Origin of the sequence: Treponema brennaborense DSM 12168, assembly GCF_000212415.1 — a bacterium.
Classification (GTDB): domain Bacteria; phylum Spirochaetota; class Spirochaetia; order Treponematales; family Treponemataceae; genus Treponema_F; species Treponema_F brennaborense.
Genome location: NC_015500.1, coordinates 3,038,286 through 3,055,580 on the forward strand (window position 1 = coordinate 3,038,286; position 17,295 = coordinate 3,055,580).

Consider the following 17,295-nt stretch of genomic DNA (forward strand, 5'->3'; position numbering starts at 1 on the left):
CCCACCGCATCTGCTTCACCCGCCCCAATTCTCTCCCGTTCCCGTACGATTCGGCACGATTCGGCACGTTCCTCACCATTTCCGGCAAATTCAACCGCCGGTTGAGCGAAAATTCACCAAACGGTTGTAAAAAAATGCTATAATTCAACCGACGCTCCATTCAAATCACCGCGCACTTCGGCTATAGTCGTCGTATACCGCGCTGAAAAGCAAAGCGGATTCCGCAAAAGTCGGCCGACACGGGCGGATACAACGAACAAAGAGGTATCATATGGAAACAATAAGCATCGGAAAAAAAATCGCCGAACTGCGCAAAGCCAAAGGGCTCACCCAAGACGAACTGTCGGAACAACTGAACGTCTCGCCGCAAGCCGTCTCAAAATGGGAAAACGACGTATCCTACCCGGACATCACGCTGCTTCCCAAACTGGCGGCCGTACTCGGCGTTACGGTGGACGACCTGCTGACTCCCGGCAAGCAGCCGGAAACCAAACTCGTTCCCCAAGCTGACCGGAAAAACGTCGACGACATGATGTTCAAAGTCGTCGTCAATTCGGTAAAAGGCGACAAAGTCCGCGTCAACCTGCCCGTTCCCCTTATTAAAATGGCGCTCGAAATGGGCGTCGCCGTTCCGCAAATTGCCGGAAACGAATACCTTCAAAAAATCGACTTTGCCCAAATCCTCCTGATGCTCGACAAAGGCATCATCGGTAAATTGGTGGAAGTCGAAAGCGCCGAAGGCGATATCGTAGAAGTGGTCGTCGAATGAATCTTTTTTCGGCGTGTTTTACTGCGTAAAACCGGGCTACTCCGGCTTCGCTGTTCGCTCATCCGGCGCCGGACTTCGCCTGCGCCGGACTTCGGCCTGCGTATCCCTCACGCTCGTTCAAAGGAGACCGCTTAATGCCGGCGCAAGCTTTCGCTTTCGCCACTCAATTCAGTAAGGAAGAATTCCATGAAAATTTTTATACGTGAAGCGGGAAAACCGCCCCTTTACTTCATACTGCCGACGCGGCTGCTGCTCAACCGCTGTACCGCCCTGATCACCGAACGTGCCGTAACCGCGGCATACCGCCGTCACACCGAACCGGACACGCCGGAGATACCGGAAACGCCGCGCGCACCGTACGTAACCGCAAAACAGCTGAACGCGCTGTTCGCCGAACTCCTGCGCATCAAACGAATTCACGGCAGACTTGAACTGGTCAACGTGCGCGCCGCGGACGGCACGAAAGTCCTCGTTACGTTGTAAATCGCACGCGGACACGACGCCGCGGAGAACCGCCGCTTGACTTATATTTTTTATTACTATGTAATTGTGATTACAACGAGGAGTTTCCCATGAACGACACGCTATCGCCGAACGCGACGCCCGATGTCTCCTGCACGCACTGGAAAAGAACGTTCGCCGTCATCTGGGGCGGCCAGGCCGTTTCAATAATCACGAGCGCTATCGTCCAATACGCAATCATTTGGTACATAACCGCCCGCACCGGTTCAGCCGCCATGCTCGCCCTCGCCACGGGCGTCGCGTTTCTGCCGCAGGCGCTGTTCGCTTCGTTTACCGGCAGCCTCGCCGACCGGTACGACCGCAAAAAGATTATGATTTTTGCGGACTGCTTCGTCGCGGCCGCCGCGCTCGTTTTGGCCCTGTTCGCAATGAAAGGAGACCTCCCGCTGCCGCTCGTGTACGCCGTACTCTTTTGCCGCGCGCTCGGTTCCACCTTTCACGAACCGGCGCTCCAAGCCGTTACGCCGCTCATCGTGCCGCCCGATATGCTCACCAAATGTGCCGGCTACGCGCAGGCGGTCATGTCCGTATCGTTCATCGCAAGCCCGGCGATCGCGGCCGTTTTATACGCGGCGCTCGACATGCCGATCATCATCATGCTCGACGTTATCGGAGCGGCGTTCGGTTGTCTGGCGGTCGCCCTTGTAAAAATACCGCGCCTGAAAAAAACGGACGCGGCCCTTACCGCCGAAAAACCGCATCTTATCCGCGACACGATCGCCGGCTACAAACTGCTGCTTTCGTTCCGCGGGATTCGTATGCTCGTTTTGGTCGGCTTTTTGTTCACGTTCGCATACCTGCCGGCCGCGTCGCTGACGCCGCTGATGTGCATGGGCTACTTCGGACAGACCGCCTCCGCCGCAGGATTCGCCGAAACGGTGTTTTCAGCGGGAATGCTCGTCGGCGGAATCATCATCGGCATATGGGGCGGCTTCAAAAACCGGCTCGTTACGATGACCCTTTCCACGCTGCTGCTCGGCGTCCTGTTCGCCGGAGCCGGACTGCTGCCGCCGACCGCGTTCGGCGTATTCGTTGCGGGAGCCGGAATTATGGGATTTTCCTGCCCGTTTTTCAACGCGCCGTGCATGTCGCTCTATCAGGAAAAAGTTCCCCCGGAATATCTGGGGCGCATTATGGGCGTTTCGGCAAGCAGCATGTCTTTGGCAGGCCCGCTCGGACTGGTCATTTCGGGACTGTTCGCCGAAGCGGTCGGCGTCAACACCTGGTTCGTTATCGCCGGCATCGCCGTCTGTCTGTGCGTCATACCGATGGTCGCGAGCCGTGAAATCCGCGATCTGCAAAAACCGGTGGAAACCGCCCGTGAAATGTAGTATACTGCCCGTATGGCAAGCATAAAAGATGTCGCCGAAATGGCCCACGTCGGAATCGGCACCGTTTCCCGCGTACTCAGCGGGAACGGATACGTTTCGGCCGAAACGCGCAAAACCGTACAGGCCGCCATTGAAGCGCTCGATTATTCACCCAACGAAACGGCACGCTGCCTGTCGCGCTGCAGAACCGGCATCGTCGGTCTCGTCATTCCGGATATTTCACATCCGTTTTTTTCACTCGCCGCAAAACATATCGAAATCGAATTATACAACGCCGGATATAAAACGCTCATCTGCAATACTATCCGCAAAAGCAACCGCGAAAAGGAATTCCTTGAAATGCTGCGCTGCCGCGTCATGGACGGCATCATCATGGGTTCCCACACGCTCGACCTCACCGAATACCGGAAAATAAAAGAACCGATCGTCGCATTCGACCGCATCGTCAGCGCCGACATTCCCTGCGTCGCCGCCGACCATAAAAAAGGCGGCAAACTCGCCGCCGAAAAACTGCTTTCAAACGGCTGCCGTTCCGTGCTGCAATTCACCGGCACGCACAAAGTGCGCACGCCGTCGGCAGACCGGCACACCGTTTTTGCCGATGTCATGGAAAAAAGCGGCTGCCGCGTTGAAACCGTCGAACTGCCCTGGAACGAATTCGACTTTACCGAAACGGCGCGCATCGCGGCCCGCATCATGGAAGCGAGGTCCGATATCGACGGTATTTTTTCAAGCGACCTGGTGTCGATCGCCTGTATCAACGTTCTTCACGAACGGCACAAACGGGTGCCGCAGGACGTTAAAGTGATCGGATACGACGGCACGCTGCTTGCCGACGCGTTTCTGCCTCGGCTCACCACGATCGTACAGCCCCTGCCGCTCATAGCGGAAAAACTCGTGTCCGTAATGCTGAACCGCATTCAAAACCGAACCCAACCGATCGCACCGGAAAACATGCTCACTCTGGCCGACGTATATCTGCGCGAAGGAAACACGACGCTGCCGTAAAACAGGACACGGTACGTTTTAATACACTTTCAGCGTTTTTAAAAGCGTCTCCGGATCAAGATTTTTTTCCCATTTTGCACGATCATTCGTTTTTTCATAATACCAGAATCGTTTATTTGCATATTCGCCGAAAGTCACTTCATACTTGAAGAGAAGCCTTCCCGTTTTTTCATCGTATCTGTAATACACCCGTTTTATTTCTTTGCCGTTTTCCGATTCAATAGTTTCAATAATATTGCCTTTTGAATCATATACACATTTTTCCTGTCCAAACGCACTCTTGGCAAGCGTCTTCCGTCCGTTTTTATCATATTCATATACAATTTCCGATATGGCGCCCGTTTCATTATTTACGGAAACAGTTTTTATCAAAAGGCCGGTTTCACCATAAAAATTTTCATATGTGTAGTCACCGCTGAAATCACCGTTATCAAACCGGGCTATTATAATGTTTCCATATTCATCGTATTCTCTTATATCGAATAATCCGGTCGTTCCATATTCGCTAGATGCCTTTCTGACAACGTTATTTGCGTCCGTTTCCGTTTTTTCAAAACCGTCGTCATGCTCCGTTGTCGGTTTAAAACTGTACCGATAATATTTACCGGTTTTCACTGTCATACTGTCTTTGTTTTCATACGCGTATTCCTTTTTTATCGTCATACGCCATTGCGTATCGTCAGTTGTCCACTTTCCGTCTTTTTTATACATCTTGGCTTCATAGCATTTTTCGGAAAGAACGTTTCCGTTCTCATCATACGTAATTATCAGCCTGATGCGGTGTACAAGCTGATCGTCATAAAAATACGCATGCATAAAAAGTGTCCCGTCTTCATGGTACCAGCCTTCGTTAATATTGTTTTTATTTTCTTCAAATTTACCCGTTTTTTCATTAAAATAAAAGAAACGCTCATATTCAGCAAAATCCGTGTCCAAAAACTCCGGCAATGGAATATCAACATAATCATCGGATATTGAAGAGTCCGGACTGCTGCTTTTCACATAATTTGATATATTTTCACCGGTTACTTGCCCGATATAGTCCAGCTTAAAATGTACGATGTCTTCAGGCGACTGTAGCGAAAAATCCCTGACATAACAAAACACTTCCCGATTAATCTCGTATAAAATATTTATATACAGATATATATCATTATTCAGCTGATATTCTTCGCGTAAATAATAATCATAGCCCTGATAAAAGAAAAGCCGGAGCGGAACACCGTCAAAATCTATTTTCATTTCATGAGTACAGGAATCAAAAATAGCCGGACTTTCGTCTTTTATTTCAGGATATTTATCCAACTTTGTTTTTATGATAAATGAAGTCGGCGGATACGTGCATATAACATCTTCCTGAGCGTTCGACATATTGACCATATCGTTCAGCGACTGCGGTTGTCCCGTACCGCCGAAATCAATTTTTTGATCCGCGTTATCGAGCGTCTGATAATCCAAAAAGCGCATTACGTTCGGTGAAAAATATTCCAATCCGTAATACCAGTATCTGCCGAAGCGGCGGGGCACATTCTGTGAAAGCAGGACCAAATTCGGATCAAGATAAATGCAGCGCAGCATTACGCATACCGTATCTGCTTTTGCCGTTCCTATTACGGTGTTTACCGGAAGAATACTGCCCGTATCTAAATCCGATTTAAGCTCAACGTTGAAAAATACCAGTTCATAAAAACTGTTCATTTCCTCCCCTCCGTAATAATACACGGAAGGAAAAACGATACAAATATAATCTTCTTTCAAGTTTTCCGGTATATCGACCGGAAAAGCAGAATTATTTTCTTTATTTGTAAATTGAACCATGCCTGACACCGGAAGCAAAATTTCGTCGCCGGCTTTTAAGTTCAGACTGCCGTAAGGAACGCCTATATCCGGAAAAGGTTCGGAATTTGAATTTTGAGCAAATACATAAAATAAAAATGCTGTTTGCAGCAAAAATACAATAACTTTTTTCATAATCACTCCTGAATTTCGGTGATTTAATCATACATCAGGAGCAATACTTCTGCAACTGAAATCTGCTTACCCTTGTCTTCCACCCTGAATTCGGGTATCTTCTATATTATGAAATCACCCAAAGAAATATCGCTTGAAAAAAAGATACTCGCGCTCCTTGAAGAAGCGCACGCACAGACGGCCGACGCTCGGGAACGGCCGTACTTGCCGCTTGAAACGGTAAAACGGCTGATCGCCGATGCGGAAATACAGGCCATACAGGATTACGCGAACGACGTTTCCATCGTCCGTCTGGGATTCAACGATCACGGCCCCGTTCACATGCGGACGGTTACCGGCAACGCAATCCGCATGATGCTCCTGCTCAGGGAAGCCGGCATCAAAACCAGCCTTGAAGCCGAAAATGCCGGAACCTTTGAAGACAGTCTCACGGCGGTCATCCTTGCGTCGTTCATGCACGACTTCGGCATGACGGTCGGGCGGCAGGATCACGAACTGTTCAGCGCGACGCTCGCCCTCCCGATTATCGACCGCATTTTGGACAAAGTGCTTCCCGCCGTACCGGAAACTGAAAGTCCCGTTCTGAAAAGGCGCGTTATCATCCGTTCGCTCGCACTCGAAGGAATCGCCGGACACATGGGGAGCCGCCGCATCCACTCGCTTGAAGCCGGCATGATCCTGATTGCCGACGGCTGCGACATGGCAAAAGGCCGCGCGCGTATCCCCATGGCTATAAACACCGAACCGAAAGTCGGCGACATCCACAAATATTCGGCGAACTCGATCGAAAAAATCAGCATCCATGCCGGAACGGCAAAACCGATACGCATCGAAATCACCATGTCGAGCGACGTCGGATTTTTCCAGATCGAAGAAGTCCTCCTGCAAAAAATCAACTGCAGCCCGGTCAAACCGTACATAGAACTGCTTGCCGGCGTTGAAAACGCCGAACTCAAACAATATTTGTAACTGTAAAAATGAATAAAACCGATACGAACGGCAGGACAGAAAAACCGAACTACCAAAAACAACTTGAGGCCGAACTCGATCATATCCGCAGATCCGCCGCTGCGGCGGCGGCAACGTTTGAAGTGAAAAAACCGTCGCTGCTGCTGCACGCCTGCTGCGCCCCGTGCAGTTCGTACGTCATTGAATACCTGCATTCTATTTTCGATATAACGGTTTTCTATTATAACCCGAACATTCATCCTCAAGCCGAATACGCGCGCCGTATGACGGAACTGTCATCATTTATAAAACGGTTTCCGTGCGCACAGCAGGTACAGCTGTGCGTTCCGCCGTATGATCCGGACGAATACTTCTCGGCGACGAACGTCCGAAGCGAACCTGAACTTGAAACCGAAGCGGAACGCGGCGAACGCTGCCGGCGCTGTTACCGGCTCCGCATGGAGCGCGCGTTTTCCTACGCTGCCGCCGCCGGATTCGACTACGTAACCACGACACTCTCCATCAGTCCGTATAAAGATGCGGAAAAAATAAACGCAATCGGCCGTGAATTGGAAAACGAATTCCGAACGGCGGCAGCTGTCACTGATAAAGCAATCAATGCTGCACAACAACCAAGCGACAGATCGCCCCACGACGACGTGCACATCGCCACCGGCACATACGTTGCCACCGGCACTCCGCCTCCGCGCTACCTGTACGCCGATTTCAAAAAGAAAAACGGCTTCAAACGCTCGCTCGAACTTTCGGCCGAATACGGACTGTACCGCCAAGACTACTGCGGCTGCGTCTATTCCCGACAAAACGGAACGCACTCGCCCTCCGAATAAAAAAGGAGCCGCCGGAAATCCGCATTATCCGGCAGCTCCTAAAGGAGGGGATGTATGATGAGGTGACCGACGGAAAGTGAGATTTTTCCTTCCGGCCAGGAACTCCTAACCTTTGATCGCACCGCCGGTAACACCTGCAATGATTTTTTCCGAGAGGAAAATATACAGGATGAACGTCGGCAAAAATACGATAACGACGCTTGCGAACATGCCGCCCCAGTCGCCCGTATAGCGCATCGACTGGATCATGTTGTACAGACCGACGGCAACCGGCCGCACGGACGTCTTATTCGCAAAAATGAGCGACATGAAATACTCGTTCCATATCGTGATAAAATTGAAAATGCTGACCGTAACGATTCCCGGCTGCGCGAGCGGCAGCATAATCTGCCAAAACGTCCGCATCGGCGAACAGCCGTCTATTGAAGCCGCCTCTTCAAACGTAAAACTCAAGTTCTTAAAGAACGCGAGCAAAAAGAAAATTGCGAACGGAACGTTCATCGCAACGTACAGGAAAATCAGCATCCACCGGTTGTTCGTAAGCCGCATCTGAGAAATCAGTCCGAAAAGCGGCATAATGATCATGATTACCGGAATACCCAGCGCCGCTGCAAACATGTTCTGGACCATCAGATTACCGCGGAATTTGAACCGCGACAGCACATAAGAAGCCGGCGCCGCGATCACGATAATTGCCGTACAGGACACCAGTGTGTACAGCAGCGAGTTCATAAAGAACACGGATACTTTCTGCGTTTTCCACGCTTTCGCATAATTCTCAAAATGGAAACCGCTTTCAAACTTGAACATATGATCGGAAAATATCTCCGACGAAGTGGAAAACGACGCGAAAAAAACCCACCCTATAAGCAGAAAAGTGAACAGAACCCATAAGCCGACCAAAACGTACCCGGGAGTCAGCGCCCATCGTCTGTGCCGTTCGGCGCGTTCGTTCGTTATTTTCATGGAAAATGCCATACGTTCCTCCTTTTGCTCACAGTTCTATATCGTCGTTTTTAACGATACGGTTTGTCGCAAAGAACACCGCAACGACGATCAGACACATAATCACGCCGATCGCCGCTCCCGCACCCGAATTGCGGGCCGTCGCCGCAGATGAAGAAGATCCGAAAACCAGTTCATACATGTAATTCATCGGTGCAACCGTATCGTTCGACAAATTGACCGGACTGAACAGTTGCCCCCAGACGAAGAACCCGACCGTATACACCGTCCACATTACGATGTTCGTACGCAGCACGCCGCGAAGAAACGGCAGCGTGATACTCGTAAACCGCTTGAAAATATTCGCACCTTCTATGAGCGCCGCCTCGTAATAGTCGTTCGGTATCTGTTCAATGCCGCTCATAAATATGAGCATATGGTAACCGACCATACCGAAACTGTACGCAACCAGCATACTCCAAAACAGATTGCCGGGACTCGTCCAAAGTGTCTGGCTCAAACCGGTCAGTCCCACCGCGTTAAAAAAAGTATGTAACAGACCGTAGTCCGAATTGTATACGTAATTGATCCACATCGTTCCCATTGCGACCGCACTGACGACGTTCGGCAAATAAATAACGCTGCGGAAAAAAGTTTTGCCTTTCACTCCGCTCGTCAAAATGACGGCGAACAAAAGACTCAAAAACATGACTCCCGCGCCGCCGAAAAACCAAATCCGGCCGATGTTTTTCATCGACTGCAGAAAAATGGGCGTAGTGAACAGTTTTATATAATTTCCGAAACCGTAAAACCGCCATTTCGAGACGGAATCGGACACGCTCTCCACGGCAAAAAAACTCATGATAAAAGTTCTGATAGTCGGATACAAAAAAACCAATACGTAGCACAATACGGCCGGAGTCAAAAAGGCAACGATCATCGGTTTATCTTTTCTCAGCATATCCACCTCCAAACAGGGTAAGCGGGTCGCCTCCGATACGGGGACGGCGACCCGTTCCGATTACATCACTATTTCGTCATGGCTTTTGCGAACGATTCGGCGTTCAAATCACCCTTGACCAATTTTGCAAAGTTTTCCTTTATTTTGGCATTGATATCGGGATTATCTTCCATACCGACAGCCCAGGGCAGACGGTTCGTCGTAGAATCGACCACGACGCGTGCTTCGGCAAGCGCCGTCGGCCAAGCGGAGTCGTTCGCCATCGGAATACCCAGACTGTCCTGAGCCAATTTGGCGTCCCAGGTACCTGTAGTCAGCCATACGATCAGACTGAACGCTTCAGCCGGATATTTCGTATTTTTGTTGATACCGAAACTCTGCGCACCGTAATTGTTCGATTCGGGACCGTCGCCGGACGCCGCAATCGCAGGCCACGCGAACGCACCCCAATTCATGCTCGGATTGTTGCCTTTGATTTCGTTCGGCAGCCACGTGCCGTTCAGATACATGGCGGCACGGCCGGTCGCCATTTCTTCGACCTGTCCGGCCGGATAAATGTTCGAGGCGGCTTTCGCACTGACGTAACCGTTTTTGGCCATGTTTTCCCATATTTTACCGAACTCAAGAACGGCGGGATTTGTAAAATCGTTGTTCTTCACCATAGCGAGCGTTGCGTCTTTGCCGATCATGCGGTCCATGCAATAGCCGAACAGACACGCCATATACGCGTCGTCAACGGTGATACCGGCAACGCCGATCGCTTTCAATTTGGCGCACGTATCCAGGAATTCTTCCCAAGTGGCAGGAAGTTTCGTTACGCCGGCTTTCGCGAACAGATCCTTGTTGTACATGGTTACAAAAGCGGAAGGCTGATACGGAATGTTTTTGACTGAACCGCCGCCGAGATCTTTCGCCAAGGAAATCAGCGTCTGATTGATAACCGTATTATACGGTTTACCGTTCGTCGTCGGATACGAACGGGTTATGTATGAATCGAGCGGCAGCAGGTAGTTACCCCACGCGTTCAGAACGCGTTCGATATCTTCATCGAATAAATCGATCGTTTCACCCGCATCAAGCGCGGGCTGCAGCGTTTTACGGATTTCACGACCGTTGAAGTTGACTTCAACTTTAACGCCGGTTTCGGCTGTAAATGCTTTTACCGCTTCGGCAATAACCTGACCCTGAGGTTCGGCTTCATTCCACATAGTCCAGTATACGAGCTTTGCATCCGAACCGGAATCTTTTTTACTGCACGAGGTGAAACATACTGCAGCTGCTGCAAGTACGAATACGACCGTAATCCATAATCCTCTCTTCATATTTCCTCCTATGAGCACGCGGTTCAAATCTGCGTCTTCTATAATAAGCATAACATCAATTTCCTTGTATACAAGTTACATTTGTACTGTATTTTGTACTTTTATTGTCACCTGTTCGCATATCTGCTATACTTTTTACATGCAGGAACAAAACCTTTATTCAAAAGCGGAAAATATCCGCGACGTTATCCGCTATCTCCGCCGATTCAAAAACGCATCGATTGTCATCTATATGGATGACCGCGTTATAGATTCGCCGCTGTTCACCAGCCATATCCGGGATATCTGCATGATACACGCAGCCGGACTGCAAGTCGTCATCGTTCCCGGCGCCCGAAAGCGAATAGACGAGGTGTTAGCTTCCGCTAACATTCCGTGGAGATTGGAAAACGGGTGCCGTATTACCGGAGAAGACGCTATGCCGCTTATAAAAATGGCGGCGTTCGACGTCTCCAACCGGATCATGACCAGCCTTGCCGGAGAACGGCAAACGGCCGTTATCGGCAATTGGGTTCGTGCACGCGGAAAAGGAGTCAGAGACGGAACGGATTTCGCCACTTCGGGAGAAATTGATAAAGTACAAACCGACGCGATCCGTACCGTTTTGGAAAACCGGTTCATACCGATATTCCCCTGTATCGGCTGGAGTGCAGCCGGAAAACCGTACAACATATCGTCCGTCAGACTCGCTGCCGAAGTTGCCGAACGAATTCAAGCGGACAAGCTCTTTTTCCTGCTCCCCGATGCGGAACTTACCGCGTCACGATTTAGCATTCCGGATCAGATAGGACTTTCGCCTGAAGGTCATATTCCGGCGCTCAATCTTGAAGAAGCCGAACTGTTTCTGCAACGAAATCCCCTTCAGTCCGATGCGGATGACAAAACGATCCGGAACGAATCGCTTATCCGCGATCTGATCGAGCTCGGTACGCAGGCATGCCGCAGCGGTGTATCGCGCGTGCACATACTGAACAGTAATCTTGACGGAACCGTTCCGTGTGAAATCTTCTCGGATCTCGGATCGGGAACGATGATCTACGAATCGGATTACGGCGGAATCAGGGATATGTCTATAGAAGATATTCCCGCAGTACTGAACCTTATCCGACCGTTCGTGGAAAAAGGGATTCTGCTTCCGCGCACGGAATCTTCTCTTGCCGCACGGTACGCCGATTACATCGTGTACGAACTTGACGGAGGTATTCGGGCATGTGCGGCGTTGCACTCATACGCCGACGGTCAAAAAGAAATAGCCGCCGTTGCCGTTGATCAGACGTGCGCTCACTTAGGTATAGGTCCCAAATTGGTGGAATATCTGATTGCACGGGCAAAGAAGCAAAAAGCACGCAGCGTATTCATTCTGACGACACAGACAGCCGACTGGTTTGAAGCACTCGGATTTAGACCGGCACCGATAGAAACACTGCCGGAGAAACGGAAAGAAACGTGGTCGCCGGCGAGAGGTTCCAAGCTGTATCGAAAATCTTTTTAATCCCGGAAAATCACCAGGTTTTCCACAATCCGTCCACAAATACCGGATATATCTACAGATAGCGTAGAATAACCGGTATTTTTTTATTTTACCGCTATTTATACCGTTTTTGACAATGATTGCAATTTTATTTCACTACCTTTCCATGAGTTTTCCACAAGTTTTCCTATTTCTGCGTTAATTTTTAAAGTTTTGTTCTTGTCGGGATTTTATTGTTTCACGTGAAACACATATATGCATATACGGGAGAAACGTTTTACATATTTTTTGTAAAAGCCGTTAATATCAGAACTTATCTGTTTCACGTGAAACAACCGAGCAAGATGCGAGAGTTTTTACCCAAAAAAAAGATTCACAGAAATGTTTCACGTGAAACAAGAAAGCAACACAGAGAGGAGCGTTTCAGAAAAAAGATTTCTCACATATGTTTCACGTGAAACAATAAAAAGAAATACTACATAAAAAAAGAGGCATTCAAAAGGAAATACGTCGGTTTGATAAAACGACGTGTGAATTCGCTTTATCAAAAAAACGATTCCTTTTGAATAACCTCTCGCCTGATGGTATTATATATATCAGTATCCCCTCGATACGATATATAATCGTAATAACAACTTATCACGCTATACTTAACGCATATTTAATTCATTATAATATAAATAATTAAGCATCTTCCTTATCTTCGTTGGCAACGCGGTCAAGACCGATCACCATATCCGGAGGATCGATGTTAAACACGCGCACGCCTGAAGCCGAGCGCCCCTGCTTCGTCACGGAATTCGCGGCGACGCGCAGCGATTTTCCCTGACTGGTAATGCACACGATCTCATCGGAATCGGCGGCGTTGATCGTACCGACGATCTCACCCGTTTTATCGGACACGCCGTAAATGCGCTGTCCGCCGGTTCCGCGACCGTGCGCGGCAAACTCGTCGAAGTCCACCCGTTTGCCGAATCCCTTTTCGGTCAGAAGCATCATGCACGCATCCGATTCAACGCGCAGCGCGCCGGCAAGTTCGTCTCCCTGTGCAAGCTTGAGCCCCCCTACCCCGCGGCCGGCCCGGCCCATAGGACGCACACTCGTTTCGGTTATGCGCAACGCCTGTCCGCGCCGTGAAATAAGAATCAGTTCGTCGGTTCCGCCGCTCAAAATGGCGGTTACCAGTTTGTCGCCTTCATCGAGCCTGATCGCAATAATACCGCGCGTCTTTGCGTTGCTGAATTGGCTCGTTTGAACTTTTTTAACCACGCCGGCCGCGGTCGCCATGAACAGATACTGTTCGTCGCTGAATTCCTTGAGCGACACGACCGTCGTTATTTCTTCGTTCGGAGAAACGGTCAGAAGTCCCTTGATATGCGCACCGCGGGAATTACGTCCGGCTTCGGGAATTTCATGCACTTTGAGCCAGTAACTTTTACCCTCGTTCGTAATGAACATAATGTAATCGTGCGTCGACGCAATGAATATCTGATTTATGAAATCGTCTTCCACCAGCTTCGCACTGTTGCTGCCTTTGCCGCCGCGCCCTTGCGCTTTGTACGCGGTGAGCGGAATGCGCTTGATGTAGCCGAGGTTCGAGATCAGAATGACCATCTCCTCTTCTTTGATAAGGTCTTCAATGTTTATCTGTTCCACTTCATCGGCAACGATGTCGGTGCGGCGGTCGTCTCCGTATTTTTCGCGGAGCGATTCGGTTTCTTCTTTTATAAGCGCAAGGATTTTTTCCGGATGCGCCAGCAGATCTTTCAGATGAACGATAAGCGTTTCAAGCTCGGCAAGTTCGCGCCGCAGATCTTCGATTTCCAAATTGGTCAAACGCTTCAGCTGCATGTCGACTATGGCCTGCGCCTGCACGTCGTCGAATTCAAAACGTTCCATCAAACCGTTTTTGGCAGTCTGCGTGTCGCGCGATCCGCGGATAATCCTGATAACTTCGTCGATATTGTCAATCGCAACGATAAGCGCGCGCAGAATGTGAGCACGCTCTTCTGCCTTGCGCAGATCGTAACGGGTTCGCCGCGTGACCACTTCCTGCCGATGTTCCACGAAATACCGGATAAGGTCTTTGAGCGTCAGAATCTCCGGTCGGCCTTTTACCAGCGCGAGGTTGATAACGCCGAACGAAGACTGCAGCGCCGTCTTTGAAAACAGCTGGTTCAGGACAACTTTCGCAATCGCACCGCGTTTCAGTTCGATAACGATACGCACGTCGTCGCCCGCCGAACCGTCGTTAACCCGTTCGATGCCTTCGATTATTTTATCGCGGGCCAGCTCTCCTATGCGTTTGCACAGATCGTCGGTTCGCACTTGATACGGAATTTCGGTAAAAATGATCGTTTCACGACCGCGTTTGTCAACTTCAATATTGAACCTTCCGCGGATAAGAATTTTACCGCGGCCGGTTTTATAAGCCTGCTTGATACCGCGCCGGCCGAAAATGATGCCGCCGGTCGGAAAGTCGGGTCCTTTTACAATGCCGCATAATTCTTCTAAAGAAACGTCGGGATTATCGATGTACGCGGATATCGCACTACAGATTTCGCGCAGATTGTGCGGAGGCATGTTCGTCGCCATACCGACGGCGATACCGCTCGAACCGTTGGCAAGCAAAAACGGAAACTTTGCCGGCAGAACCGTCGGTTCCTGGCGCGTGTCGTCGAAGTTCGGCAGAAAATCGACCGTTTCCTTTTTAATGTCGGCAACCATTTCTTCGGCTACCGTCGACATTTTGGCTTCGGTATAACGGTACGCAGCGGCGGGACTTCCGTCGATGCCTCCGAAGTTACCCTGCTTTTGGATCGGCATGTACCGCATTGAAAAATGCTGGCCGAGCCGGACGATCGCGTCGTAAACGGAGGCGTCTCCGTGCGGATGATACCGACCCAGCACGTCACCGACTACCGTCGCGCATTTGCGGGTTTTGCCGGAATAATGCAGACCTTCTTCATTCATGGCGTACAGGATGCGCCGGTGTACCGGCTTCATTCCGTCGCGCACGTCCGGCAGCGCGCGGCTTACGATGACCGACATCGAATAGTCGATATACGCTTTTTTCATTTCCGCTTCAATTGAAACGGGTATTAACGTGCCGCCTTCCGGTGTCCGTATTTCTTCCATATATGATTCCTCTTATTTTTTATACATAAAGCAGCCGGAAGCGCGTGCTTCCGGGTCATGTATCTGTCGGCGAACGGAACGCTATACGTCCAGCGTTGCGTACACCGCGTTGTCTTCAATAAATTTACGGCGCGGTTCCACTTCTTCACCCATAAGCGTAGTAAAGATATGATCGGCTGCCACTGCGTCGGTCAGTTCCACGCGTTTCATTTTGCGGTTTGCAGGATCCATGGTCGTTTCTTTCAGCTCTTTCCATTCCATTTCACCCAGACCTTTATATCGCTGAATATCGACTTTACCTTTATCGTCCCCCAACGTTTGAAGTATCTCATCGCGTTCGGCATCGGAAAAAACGAAATGCTCTTTTTTGCCCAATTTTATTTTGTACAGAGGCGGCATCGCGATGTACACGTATCCGTGTTCGATAAGCTGCGGCATGTACCGGAAAAAGAACGTCAAAAGCAGCGTAGAAATGTGCGAACCGTCGACATCGGCATCGGCCATAATGATGATTTTATGATACCGCAGTTTTTCAACGTTAAAATCCTTACCGATACCCGCGCCCAGCGAAGCGATAACCGGCTGCAGTTTGTCGTTATTGATAACTTTATCGATGCGCGTTTTTTCAACGTTGAGCATCTTTCCCCACAACGGCAGAATCGCCTGAATTTTGGGATCGCGGCCCTGTTTGGCCGAACCGCCTGCAGAATCTCCCTCAACGATATACACTTCGCATTCGGTCGGATCTTTTGAAGAACAGTCGGCCAGTTTTCCCGGAAGCCCGAAACTGTCCATACTGTTTTTGCGCCGGGTAGCTTCTTTCGCTTTACGAGCCGCAATGCGGGCGGCCGCTTCGGAAACGGCTTTTTCAAGAATCTGTTCTATAAGGCGCGGATTCTGTTCAAAAAACAGCGTAAGCTGTTCGTTTGACAGCGACGCGACGATACCGCGTACTTCCGTATTTCCCAGCTTCGTTTTGGTCTGCCCTTCAAACTGCGGTTCGGGAACTTTTACCGATATGACCGACGTAAGTCCCGCCCGGACGTCTTCTCCGGTCAGTTTTTCTTCTTTATCCATCTTTTTGAGCAGTTTCGCGTTATTTTTGAGGAACTCGTTCATTACCAGCGTAAGGGCCGATTTCAACCCTTCCAGATGGGTACCGCCCTCGCGGGTGTTTATGTCGTTTACGAACGACAGCATGTTTTCATTGTAACCGTCATTGTATTGAATACAAAGTTCAACCTGAATGTCGTCGCGTTCGCCGCTGATATACACCGGTTCTTCGGGAATGACTTTCTTACCTTCATTCAAATACGACACGAAGTGGCGGATACCGCCTTCAAACTGAAAGACGACTTCTTTCGGATTCGTCAGCCGTTCGTCCCGAAAAACGATTTTTATGCCGCTGTTCAAAAACGCGAGTTCCCGCAGCCGCGTACACAAAACGTCAAAATTATACGTGGTCGTTTCGGTAAAAATGGTCGAATCGGCCTTCCAACGAATGGTCGTACCGCGCCGGTCGGTCGTTCCCGTTTCTTTTACCGGAGATTCAGCAGCACCGGTATTGAACTTCATGTAATATTTTTTTCCGTCTTTTTCAACGTACGCTTCAAGCCAAGATGAAAGCGCGTTTACGCACGAAACACCGACGCCGTGCAGACCGCCGGATACTTTATAGGAACCTTTATCGAATTTACCGCCGGCGTGCAGGCGCGTCAGAACCAGTTCAAGTGCGCTGATGCCTTCAGTAGGATGTATGTCGACGGGAATACCGCGGCCGTTGTCTTCAACGCGAACGATATCGTCTTTTTCAAGCACGACGACGATAGTATCGCAGAAACCTGCCATAGCCTCGTCGATACAGTTGTCTACGACTTCGTATACCAGATGATGCAGTCCGTCCGGACCGGTGGAACCTATGTACATGCCGGGGCGTTTCCGGACAGCTTCAAGACCTTTTAAAACGGTTATATTGGAAGCGGAATAAGATGCGTTCATTGTTTTTCCTTAAATCGTGTACGGGATTCTGAATTCTATGCAGATGCAGGGTTTTCCGTGAAT

13 protein-coding genes are annotated in these 17,295 nt (G+C 49.9%); 7 read left to right on the forward strand and 6 right to left on the reverse strand.

All coding sequences use genetic code 11. The annotated features are described in order from the left end of the window. The first annotated feature begins 271 nt into the window (after positions 1-271). From TREBR_RS13255 to TREBR_RS13270, 4 genes are all read left to right on the forward strand, one after another. Positions 272-769, forward strand: a complete 498-nt coding sequence (locus tag TREBR_RS13255; protein WP_013759680.1) for a helix-turn-helix domain-containing protein — start codon at positions 272-274, stop codon at positions 767-769. 186 nt (positions 770-955) lie between these two features. After that, the gene (locus TREBR_RS13260; RefSeq protein ID WP_013759681.1) at positions 956-1,252 is read left to right on the forward strand and encodes a hypothetical protein; all 297 of its coding nucleotides are present in this window, start codon (positions 956-958) and stop codon (positions 1,250-1,252) included. Between the two features lie 89 nt (positions 1,253-1,341). Beyond that, on the forward strand, positions 1,342-2,622 hold the full coding sequence (locus TREBR_RS13265; RefSeq protein WP_013759682.1) for an MFS transporter: 1,281 nt from the start codon (positions 1,342-1,344) through the stop codon (positions 2,620-2,622). Between the two features lie 12 nt (positions 2,623-2,634). Further along, positions 2,635-3,630: a LacI family DNA-binding transcriptional regulator gene (locus TREBR_RS13270; protein WP_013759683.1), complete on the forward strand. Its 996-nt coding sequence runs from the start codon at positions 2,635-2,637 to the stop codon at positions 3,628-3,630. A gap of 18 nt (positions 3,631-3,648) precedes the next feature. Here TREBR_RS13270 and TREBR_RS13275 read toward each other — a convergent pair whose 3' ends face one another. After that, positions 3,649-5,328, reverse strand: coding sequence for a hypothetical protein (locus TREBR_RS13275; protein ID WP_156786678.1), 1,680 nt, complete (start codon positions 5,326-5,328; stop codon positions 3,649-3,651). A 381-nt stretch (positions 5,329-5,709) separates the two neighbouring features. Between TREBR_RS13275 and TREBR_RS13280 the strand changes: the two genes are divergently transcribed. Both TREBR_RS13280 and TREBR_RS13285 read left to right on the forward strand, forming a co-directional pair. Continuing rightward, positions 5,710-6,570 carry a phosphohydrolase gene (locus TREBR_RS13280; RefSeq protein ID WP_013759685.1) on the forward strand — a complete coding sequence of 287 codons (861 nt, stop codon included), beginning with the start codon at positions 5,710-5,712 and terminating at the stop codon, positions 6,568-6,570. A gap of 8 nt (positions 6,571-6,578) precedes the next feature. After that, positions 6,579-7,397, forward strand: a complete 819-nt coding sequence (locus tag TREBR_RS13285; RefSeq protein ID WP_013759686.1) for an epoxyqueuosine reductase QueH — start codon at positions 6,579-6,581, stop codon at positions 7,395-7,397. Between the two features lie 105 nt (positions 7,398-7,502). Here TREBR_RS13285 and TREBR_RS13290 read toward each other — a convergent pair whose 3' ends face one another. From TREBR_RS13290 to TREBR_RS13300, 3 genes are all read right to left on the reverse strand, one after another. Further along, positions 7,503-8,375, reverse strand: a complete 873-nt coding sequence (locus TREBR_RS13290) for a carbohydrate ABC transporter permease (RefSeq protein WP_013759687.1) — start codon at positions 8,373-8,375, stop codon at positions 7,503-7,505. Between the two features lie 16 nt (positions 8,376-8,391). After that, positions 8,392-9,303, reverse strand: coding sequence for a carbohydrate ABC transporter permease (locus TREBR_RS13295; protein WP_013759688.1), 912 nt, complete (start codon positions 9,301-9,303; stop codon positions 8,392-8,394). Positions 9,304-9,371: 68 nt separating this feature from the next. After that, positions 9,372-10,625 carry an ABC transporter substrate-binding protein gene (locus TREBR_RS13300; protein WP_041610940.1) on the reverse strand — a complete coding sequence of 418 codons (1,254 nt, stop codon included), beginning with the start codon at positions 10,623-10,625 and terminating at the stop codon, positions 9,372-9,374. Positions 10,626-10,764: 139 nt separating this feature from the next. Between TREBR_RS13300 and argA the strand changes: the two genes are divergently transcribed. Beyond that, on the forward strand, positions 10,765-12,117 hold the full coding sequence (argA, locus tag TREBR_RS13305) for an amino-acid N-acetyltransferase (protein ID WP_013759690.1): 1,353 nt from the start codon (positions 10,765-10,767) through the stop codon (positions 12,115-12,117). Positions 12,118-12,780: 663 nt separating this feature from the next. Here the strand turns inward: argA and gyrA are convergent. Next, a complete protein-coding gene (gyrA, locus tag TREBR_RS13310) occupies positions 12,781-15,234 on the reverse strand; it encodes a DNA topoisomerase (ATP-hydrolyzing) subunit A (RefSeq protein ID WP_013759691.1) in 2,454 nt (817 codons plus the stop codon). An 81-nt stretch (positions 15,235-15,315) separates the two neighbouring features. After that, positions 15,316-17,232 (reverse strand): DNA topoisomerase (ATP-hydrolyzing) subunit B, encoded by a 1,917-nt coding sequence (gene gyrB / locus TREBR_RS13315; RefSeq protein WP_013759692.1) that lies wholly within the window; start codon positions 17,230-17,232, stop codon positions 15,316-15,318. Positions 17,233-17,295: the final 63 nt, after the last annotated feature.

Excerpts from the sequence above, each read along its gene's own strand:
- TREBR_RS13290 (WP_013759687.1), bottom strand. The coding sequence starts at position 8,375 with ATGGCATTTTCCATGAAAATAACGAACGAACGCGCCGAACGGCACAGA.
- TREBR_RS13275 (WP_156786678.1), bottom strand. The coding sequence starts at position 5,328 with ATGAACAGTTTTTATGAACTGGTATTTTTCAACGTTGAGCTTAAATCG.
- TREBR_RS13280 (WP_013759685.1), top strand. The coding sequence starts at position 5,710 with ATGAAATCACCCAAAGAAATATCGCTTGAAAAAAAGATACTCGCGCTC.
- TREBR_RS13270 (WP_013759683.1), top strand. The coding sequence starts at position 2,635 with ATGGCAAGCATAAAAGATGTCGCCGAAATGGCCCACGTCGGAATCGGC.
- gyrA (WP_013759691.1), bottom strand. The coding sequence starts at position 15,234 with ATGGAAGAAATACGGACACCGGAAGGCGGCACGTTAATACCCGTTTCA.
- TREBR_RS13255 (WP_013759680.1), top strand. The coding sequence starts at position 272 with ATGGAAACAATAAGCATCGGAAAAAAAATCGCCGAACTGCGCAAAGCC.
- TREBR_RS13260 (WP_013759681.1), top strand. The coding sequence starts at position 956 with ATGAAAATTTTTATACGTGAAGCGGGAAAACCGCCCCTTTACTTCATA.
- TREBR_RS13300 (WP_041610940.1), bottom strand. The coding sequence starts at position 10,625 with ATGAAGAGAGGATTATGGATTACGGTCGTATTCGTACTTGCAGCAGCT.
- gyrB (WP_013759692.1), bottom strand. The coding sequence starts at position 17,232 with ATGAACGCATCTTATTCCGCTTCCAATATAACCGTTTTAAAAGGTCTT.
- argA (WP_013759690.1), top strand. The coding sequence starts at position 10,765 with ATGCAGGAACAAAACCTTTATTCAAAAGCGGAAAATATCCGCGACGTT.
- TREBR_RS13285 (WP_013759686.1), top strand. The coding sequence starts at position 6,579 with ATGAATAAAACCGATACGAACGGCAGGACAGAAAAACCGAACTACCAA.
- TREBR_RS13265 (WP_013759682.1), top strand. The coding sequence starts at position 1,342 with ATGAACGACACGCTATCGCCGAACGCGACGCCCGATGTCTCCTGCACG.
- TREBR_RS13295 (WP_013759688.1), bottom strand. The coding sequence starts at position 9,303 with ATGCTGAGAAAAGATAAACCGATGATCGTTGCCTTTTTGACTCCGGCC.